A 7,129-nucleotide genomic window follows, 5' to 3' on the forward strand; every position below is an offset into this window, starting at 1 on the left:
CCCTCAACAAAATCCCGCAGATCGACTCAAGCCCAGCCTGGTCTTCTTCATCAAACGCCGCGAGCTCAGTGGAATCGACGTCCAATACGGCGGCCAAGGCGCCTGAGGCATCATAGACGGGCACCACGATTTCGCTATTGGAGCGGCTATCGCACGCGATATGGCCCGGAAAGGCGTGGACGTCTTTGACCAATTGGGTTTGGCCAGAAGCGGCCGCCGCCCCGCAAACGCCGCGGCCAAACGGAATGCGCAAGCAGCCTAGCGTGCCTTGATAGGGTCCCACTACCAGCTCAGTCGGCATTAAGGGGTCCACCACGTAAAAGCCCGTCCAGAAAAAGCGTGGGCCAAAGGCCTGCACCAAAAGGCTGACGGCGGTGGCATAGCGGGCCGTGTGGCTGGTCTCGCCTGCCACGACAGAGGCAATCATCGCCTCCACCTCGCGGTAGCGAGCGGGCTTTTCGAGGGGCAAATCGTCGGGGGAAAAAGTTTCGGCCATGGCGGCTATCTATGGCCTGCCCGCCCAGATTGCCAGTGGCGCGCGCAAAAAGTCTCAGTCTTTGAAGCGGTAGAGATAGCCCGTCACCTGACACAAAGTCTCAAACCCTAGGGCGCGCAAAATCGGCTCGCTCGTTGGCAAGGCTTCGGAAAACACCCATTTACAGCCCATCTGTGCCGCAGCCTGAACGCGGGCGTGCACCACAGGCCGATAAAAGCCCCGTCTGCGGAAATCTGGATGGCTCGCCCCGCCATAGAGGCCACCAAAGTCACTGCCCTGCGTCCGCGTCAGCCTACCCATGGAGACGGGCTGGCCTTCAAAGCGGGCAAGCCAAAAGGGTTCGCCGCCAAAGGCGCGTTGAAGCAAGTCTTCAGGTGTCTTATCCCAATTATTTCCAAAGGCTTGCAGCGCCAAGTTAAAGCAATGCGTCGCCTCTTCCAGCGTTTGGATTCGCGCGATTTCTAGGCCGACTACTGGGGCCGCCGGGCCTAAATCAGAGGCGCGCACCAAAATCGTCTCAGTCGGCTGGCGCTCAAACCCTGCCGCCTCTAGCGCTGCCGCGAGGCCCGTTGGTTCATCATGCGAATAAAGCTTCCATTCGAGGTCTTCGGCACCTGCCGCCCGCGCCAATTCAAGCTCGGCCGCTATCACATCTTGATAGGCAGGTGCGGCGATATTCTGCCAGATGATCTGGCCATGATCGCGGGTCACAAAAGGCGTTTGCGCCCAATGAGACGGCAGATCAGCCCCCTCTGGCCGCCGCCGCTGCCCGAAGTCAAAGGCCACAAGAGACTGGGCTGAAGTCATTATTTTAAAGCGGCCAATCGGCCAAACTGGATCGACAAGACGCCGTCAACCGGGGCAGCCAGCCCGTCTAGTTTGGACTCTGCCGTGCCATTGACCAGATAGACCACATGAAGCTGCGTCTTTGACGGGTCTGCCGCAGGCTTTAATGTGAAGGTCATGGTGGCTTTAACCGCCATGCCTTGCAGCGGGCCGAAGCCGCCCTCTAGCCGCAAGGCTTTGCCGGGAATGGCCATCAGCACGCGGGCATGCTCAACCCCACCACCTGCCCAGTTCTCGCACCAGCAACCGCCGGGTCGAACATCCAAACTTAAATTCTTGGCTTGGCCCGAATAAGTATGTTCCGACGACCACCATGCGGCAACATCGACGACATGCTTCCACGCGTCGGACGGAGGTCCAGCAAGCTCGACATCATAGGCCAAAGCGATTTGGCTGGCGGATGCGGTTTGAACGCCAGCTAATGCGGAATTGGCGCAAAGCATGCCAAGGGCGACCCCTAACCAAATCCGCATCGTGCCTATCCTTTGATCAAGCCGCTTTCTTCGCTGCGGGCTTGGCGGTGGCCGCCTCAGTCGCCAAAGTCTTGCCATGCCAGAACTCGCCTTCATCAAAGAAGTCGCGCATCACGGGGACGATCTTTTCAGCAAACGAGACCAAGAATAAATGCCCACCACCTTGCACGATGTGCAGCTTGGCATTGGGGGCGAGGCTCGCGATCCAACGACCATTGATTTCAGGCACGATTTTGTCCTTATCGCCCATCATCACCAACGTCTTGGCCTGCAAGAAGGGCAAGAACCATGCGCTCGTCCAGCCCATCATACAGGTCAGCTGTTGCATATAGCCCATGGTCGAAGGTGGCAGGAGGCGCGAAGCATGGCCATCAGAGCCGCTGGTGTCGCCACCATAAAGGGTGCGGAAATTGGCCAGCATATAGTCCTTATCGACATAGCGACGCGGGCTGGCCATTTTCATCAAAACTTCCGGATCGCCCGGCACCATCAACATGCCCATGCTGGTCGCAGCCAACAATAGACGGCCCGTGCGCTTTGGGTTTTGCCACGCAAATTGCTGGGCCATCGCCCCGCCCCACGAAACGCCCATCACATCAACCACATCAAAACCGTAATGATCCAACAGCTTGGCGGCAAAGGCACAGATCATCCAAGGCCGATAAGGCAGGATTGGATTGGGCGACTTACCCACGCCTGGCATGTCAAACGTGATGATATCGCGGTCGACGAACCAATCGGCCAAAGGTGCCATCAATTCGATATTGGCCCCGATGCCATTGAAAAACAGGATCGGTCGTGGACGGTCCTTACCGGCTTTCCCTTTAAGGTCCGTGCGCCAAACGGCGGCGCGAACAGTGCGTCCGCCGATGGTGACACGTTCGAACTGGGCCTTGCGGCCTGTCGTTTCGGTAGCTGATGACACGTTAGACTATCCTTTTAGCGATCCCTGAGCCGGGCTTTTATGGTCGATCAAGATGGTTGCCAAACTCTTACGCTTGGAATGGTCCGCTCGATACAGCCTTTTTAATCATTGAACGCGTAGCGGCCAGGCGCTGCATCGCCTGCTGGATGGTTCTTATTGCCCACGTCCGCTGGTGCCGCTTTCATCGCGCCAGAACGTGCCTTCAACCACTCACCCCACAAGGGCCACCACGAGCCGGGCATTTCGGTTGCCCCAGCCATCCACTCGTCCGTGGTTGAAGGTGGCTTGCCCTGATTGCGATAAAATTTCGACTTAGGATTGCCCGGTGGGTTCAACAGCGCCTGAATATGGCCCGAGTGCGAGAGGATGAACTCAATATTCTCCGAGCCCACCAATTGTGTCGTCCGATAACAGGCCTTCCACGGCGTGATATGGTCGGTCACGCCCGCAATGACGAACAAATCATTGGTGACTTTGGTCAAATCAACCACATGGCCCGCAAACTCCACCTGCCCCGGATTGGCGAAGGGCTGTTTGGGATACATGTCGAGATAATCGGAGTGCAGTTTCGCCGGCAGATTGGTGGTGTCATTATTCCAGAACAACACGTCAAACGGCGGGGGATCTTGGCCCATCAGATAATTATTGATGACATAGTTCCAGATGAGGTCATTGGGTCGCATCCAAGCAAACATCCGGCCCAAGGAATCGCCTTCCAAAATGCCCTTCTTGGCAGAGCGTTGGCGCGCCAGCTCAATCCCATGCTCAGACACCAAAGCCCCGACTTCGGAATCATCCTTTTGCGGGTCGAGCACATTGACCATCAAGCTCACCGCATTGACGCGATTATCGCCAAGGCTAGCCAATTTCGACAAGAATGTCGCCGTGGTGATCCCGCCAGAGCAGGCCCCCGACACATTGAGCTTCTTCGACTTGGTGATCTCTAGGATGACATCACTCGCCTTAATCAGCTCATCGACATATTCGGCCAAGCCCCAGTCGCGATGCTGCACGCGCGGATTACGCCACGAGACGAGGAACGTCGTCAGCCCCAACGAGCCCAAGAAGCGCACAATGCTCTTGTCGGGCGAGAGGTCGTTCACATAGGCCTTGTTGATCTGGGGCGGGATGATCAGGAAGGGAATGGCATGGACCTGCTCGGTTGCAGGTGCATATTGGATCAGCTCCATCATCTCGGTTTTATAGACAACCGCGCCCTTGGAGGTTGCAAGATTTTCGCCGACTTTGAACGGGCGCTTATCCACTTGGCTGACTTGGCCACCATTTTCAGTCAGGTCGCGATAGGCATTTTGCAGGCCCTTAATCAGGCTCATGCCACCGCTTTCATAGGCGCGCTTGATCGCGGCGGGGTTGCCCACCAGCGTGTTGGTTGGCGAAATGCTGTCGATGATCATTTGAGACACAAAGGTGGCCCGCGCCTTCTCCATCTCGTCCAGATCAAGATCAGCCAGCCAAGTGCCAACGTTTTTTTGCACAGCCAGATAATATTGCATCCCCATGCGATAGATGGGGTTATATTTGAACGTAATATCCATGAAGCGCTTATCTTTGGCATTGGGGGCCAGATCGCTTTCATTCTTCAAAATTTTGACGACATCATCGCCCAAGGCTTTTAAATGCTTGGTCGTGGTCGCAGGCTTTGCAGTTACTTCGCGCATCATCAGCGCGACAGCCCCCATCAAGTCCTCGCGTGCCAGACCCATCATGGCCGTCAGGGCCACGGTATTTTGTGCGGCTTCGTCACCAAGATTGATTTTCTGCTTCGACATTCAGACCTCCCCGCCCCGAAGATTCATTAAATGACCCCCGCAGGCATTGTCAGAACCGACGTTATGACGGCAATTGACAATCGTGAAGTCGTTTCTGCTGTGATAAGCGCGTTTGGTTACGGATTTTCGTCGTTTGCCTGTTTCTGGCTGCTGAAGGACACCTCAAAATGAGTGGATCAAGCCCCACCAAGGACAAAATCCTCACCAAATCGCGTGAATTGTTCAACAGCGAGGGCTTTGGTGCCTTGGCCGCCGTCGATATTGCCAACCATTTGTCCATGTCGCCCGGCCATCTGTACTACCACTTCAAAGGCAAGGCCGAGATTGCTGCCGCTTTGCTGGCCGCTCACATTGGCGAGTTGGAAGCCATCAAGGGTGCCGCGCTGGAAAAGTGCGCCGGCGATGATGCCACGATTGAGACGGCTTGGACCTGGGTTCACATCTTAGTCGAAGAGGCTTGGGATGCCCGCTTTGCTTACCGGGAGCCCCTATCGGTCGTGCGCGCCGATGCCCGCTTGGCCAATCAGATCCGCCATATGTTCGCGGTCCAGCATGATGCGGCTTTCGGCCTTCTCCATGCCCTACGCGCTTCCAAAGCCATTGTCGCGACCGATGAGGCCTTTGACGGGCTGGTCAATCAGGTCGCCCTTGGCCTCGCCTTCCAATTGGTGCGGATGGAATTTGATGCGCCAGTTACAGAAACGCCGCGCGCACTGATCGCACGCGCGGCGGCTCTGATCATGTTGCCCATCACGGGGTTTATCGCCCCGTGATCAAATAGGCAGAAAGCTGGGCTTAAGCAGCTTCGGTTTCGGTCTTTTTCGCAGCCTTAGGAGCCGCTTTCGCGCCCTTCAAAGCTTCTACTTCAGCGGTCAAAGCATCGATCTTTGCAGTCAAGGCTTCAATCTGGCCGCCGATGGCGAAGATGTTGATTGGCGCAACCTTGTCCATGAAGGGCGAAACCTTCTCAACAACGGTCTTGCGAACAGCTTCAAAGCGCTCTTCCAAATCATGGATGCGGGTCTCAGAAGCGGTCTTCACTTGTGCGGTTGTCTTTTCGACATACTCAGTCACTTTGCCGGCTGCTTCGTTCTTGGAGATGCTGGCGCGAACCAGATCTTCAACTTGCTCACCCTTTTCAACCAATTGGTCGAACATTTCGTTAGCTGCACCCGTTACTTTTTCAACGCGGCCAGCAGCTTCTTGATACACGCGGCCATAAGCGCCAACGCCTGCCAACCAGATCTTGCGCGCGATTTCGAGACCTTCGTTACGTGCGGTCTCAACAGTTTCGGTGACTTTCTTTGCTTCGGTCATTTTATCTCTCCTTCACCGGGCTGCGTGGGGGGGAGGAGCAGCCCTTTGGTGTTCGATGAGACGGGTATAGCGGGTGGTTTTAGAAAGCGCATACTAAATGCTGCAACGCAGCATTTGGGGGTGGTGGCAGCATTCAAGCCCCCGCTAATCCGCCGCGCGGTCAAGCAATTCCTGAGCTGGATCATGCGAGACCGAAGCCAAAGCACTTGGAACGGTTCAATGCGTCGCTTCGCTTGCCTTGTAGCCGTTCGACAATCCATGTTGCGCGCCCAAACTCGAAAACCGCCTTTGAGTTGGCACAGCCTGCGGCAAAGGCCGTCTAAGTGGAAAAAAGACTAAAACCATGACCACCGTTTATGAAGCTCTGCTTTAGCAACTGCGGTCGTCGAGTTTGCGCAAAACGAGGTTCAACTCCCCTCTCCCACTGGGAGAGGGGTCGGGGGTGAGGGCCTTACACTCGCAGTATCAACGTTTGTGCTCCAGAGCTTCTCAATCTATCAGAGCTAATGTGCTCTTGCGCAAAGGCCCCCTCACCCCCGCCCCCTCTCCCCCTCAGGGGGCGAGGGTTGCGCGCGTAAAGCCCACTTTTCTGGACACTCAGAGGCGCTTTGGTGGCCATTCTGGTCGCAAAAATGGGTCCAGATTAGCAACTCCCCTCTCCTCTTGGGGGCGACCAGTAGGAGTGACGGGTACGGACCCCGCCTCGCTGGCTACTCTTCGCTCCCTTCTGAGGAGTAGGCCGGCGCAGCTTTTCCCCTTTTAGGCACAAAAACTGCGACATCACGGACAGCTGTCTCATTTAGGGACACGAGAGAGAGTTGAACGGCACCTTGCGCCCAAGAGATGGAACTTGGTCTCATTAGTCGGAGAGTATTTGTTATGTTGTTTGGAAAAAGACCCCCTCGCAAAACGCCCGACCAACTTGTCTTAGCAACGCAGGCAGAGCCCTTTATTAATCGGGATATTCAACAGGCAGTCATTGCAGGCCCGTCGACCGTTCGGTTGGTGCGAGAATTTTCCAACGAGTCAAACAGCCATAGCCGCGCCGCCCGCGCGCCCGAGCAAGAGGTGCATAAGATCACCCCGATGACCGTGATTTGTTGCTTTGTCGCGACCAGCCTCATTTTGACAATTGCTACCCGATGGATCACGAAAGACCCTTGGAACCCACCCGAGGCCGTTCTGGCGCTACAAAAGATCGGTGACTTCAAACTGAGCCCGCGGGAAGCGCCAGATGGCAAGCTGACCGATTTGGAAACCCGGACGCGAGCATCTTGTGCCA

At 56.1% G+C, this 7,129-nt stretch carries 8 protein-coding genes; 2 read left to right on the forward strand and 6 right to left on the reverse strand.

The genetic code is table 11. The features are described 5' to 3' along the window. The 5 genes from ACOVRA_RS00190 to ACOVRA_RS00210 form a co-directional block, all read right to left on the reverse strand. Nucleotides 1-496: GAF domain-containing protein (locus ACOVRA_RS00190; RefSeq protein ID WP_421718560.1), on the reverse strand; the 496-nt coding region annotated here is incomplete at its 3' end. Nucleotides 497-550: 54 nt separating this feature from the next. Next, the gene (locus tag ACOVRA_RS00195) at nucleotides 551-1,303 is read right to left on the reverse strand and encodes a GNAT family N-acetyltransferase (RefSeq protein ID WP_421718561.1); all 753 of its coding nucleotides are present in this window, start codon (nucleotides 1,301-1,303) and stop codon (nucleotides 551-553) included. After that, the gene (locus ACOVRA_RS00200; protein WP_421718562.1) at nucleotides 1,303-1,815 is read right to left on the reverse strand and encodes an ATPase; all 513 of its coding nucleotides are present in this window, start codon (nucleotides 1,813-1,815) and stop codon (nucleotides 1,303-1,305) included. Before ACOVRA_RS00200 ends, ACOVRA_RS00195 begins: the two co-directional genes overlap by 1 nt. A 16-nt stretch (nucleotides 1,816-1,831) precedes the next feature. Continuing rightward, nucleotides 1,832-2,740, reverse strand: a complete 909-nt coding sequence (locus ACOVRA_RS00205; RefSeq protein WP_421718563.1) for an alpha/beta fold hydrolase — start codon at nucleotides 2,738-2,740, stop codon at nucleotides 1,832-1,834. Between the two features lie 101 nt (nucleotides 2,741-2,841). Continuing rightward, entirely contained in the window at nucleotides 2,842-4,530 is a 1,689-nt protein-coding gene (locus tag ACOVRA_RS00210) for an alpha/beta fold hydrolase (RefSeq protein WP_421718564.1), read from the reverse strand. Nucleotides 4,531-4,697: 167 nt separating this feature from the next. Here ACOVRA_RS00210 and ACOVRA_RS00215 point away from each other — a divergent pair, with 167 nt between their 5' ends. After that, complete coding sequence (locus tag ACOVRA_RS00215; protein ID WP_290806741.1) at nucleotides 4,698-5,303, forward strand: TetR/AcrR family transcriptional regulator; 606 nt, start codon at nucleotides 4,698-4,700, stop codon at nucleotides 5,301-5,303. A gap of 22 nt (nucleotides 5,304-5,325) precedes the next feature. Here ACOVRA_RS00215 and ACOVRA_RS00220 read toward each other — a convergent pair whose 3' ends face one another. Further along, nucleotides 5,326-5,847: a phasin family protein gene (locus tag ACOVRA_RS00220; RefSeq protein ID WP_421718565.1), complete on the reverse strand. Its 522-nt coding sequence runs from the start codon at nucleotides 5,845-5,847 to the stop codon at nucleotides 5,326-5,328. Between the two features lie 879 nt (nucleotides 5,848-6,726). Between ACOVRA_RS00220 and ACOVRA_RS00225 the strand changes: the two genes are divergently transcribed. Next, nucleotides 6,727-7,129: hypothetical protein (locus tag ACOVRA_RS00225; RefSeq protein ID WP_421718566.1), on the forward strand; the 403-nt coding region annotated here is incomplete at its 3' end.

Source organism: Aquidulcibacter sp., assembly GCF_049239865.1.
Lineage (GTDB): Bacteria > Pseudomonadota > Alphaproteobacteria > Caulobacterales > Aquidulcibacteraceae > Aquidulcibacter.